The sequence below is a fragment of the Pseudomonas agronomica genome (assembly GCF_025917275.1).
GTDB lineage: Bacteria > Pseudomonadota > Gammaproteobacteria > Pseudomonadales > Pseudomonadaceae > Aquipseudomonas > Aquipseudomonas agronomica.
In genome coordinates, this window is record NZ_JAOSHO010000986.1 from 1 (window position 1) to 619 (window position 619).

Annotated in this window: 1 protein-coding gene; it reads left to right on the forward strand. The window is 56.4% G+C overall.

Going from position 1 to position 619, the window contains the following annotated elements; genetic code table 11:
* Positions 1-215: 215 nt before the first annotated feature.
* A complete protein-coding gene (locus OC610_RS28520; RefSeq protein WP_264433084.1) occupies positions 216-581 on the forward strand; it encodes a DUF6124 family protein in 366 nt (121 codons plus the stop codon).
* The last annotated feature ends 38 nt before the right edge of the window (positions 582-619 follow it).

The window sequence follows — 619 nt, forward strand, 5'->3', positions numbered from 1 at the left end:
AGCCGTTACCGCAGAAACGGATATACACACCGCCTCCCAGCCAGCCTTTGTGGGAATGGTCGGACAACCCCCGGACTCAAGCCGAATTTTCCGACGAATTCTGGCGGTTGCCGGGTGGGAAGAACTCTCGCTAACCTTTCCCCGTCGCTGCCAATTCAGCGTCCGGGCGTCGCGGCCCGCTAACTTGGTAATCCATTCCTCTTTGGAGTACCGCAATGTGTGACAAGCCTTCTTCGCCTTCAGAAATCAACAAAACTTCTCCTGATGCCAACCTTAACCCCATAGGGCTCGATGAAGCCACCAAACGCACCATTGACTCTTACCTTGATCCAAAACCTGAAATCAAAAAGAAACCAGCTCCGAACCAACTATTCACCGTCGCGCAGGGCATTGACACCGAATCCCTCCTCACCAACCTCAGCGAAACCCTGGCCTCAGCCAACGCCACCATCAGCGACCTGGCCTTCGACCTTGAGGGCTCGCGACGACAAATTGCCCTGGGCGTACAGCAACTGATTGAACTGGGTGAACTGCTCGCCAATCGTGTGCTGGATGAGCAGGTGCCGGTGACCGGACGGTAGACGACGCCTCTGCGATAATCACACCCCCCGTGGCGAGG

Coding starts and splice junctions, on each gene's coding strand:
- OC610_RS28520 (WP_264433084.1), top strand. CDS start 216: ATGTGTGACAAGCCTTCTTCGCCTTCAGAAATCAACAAAACTTCTCCT.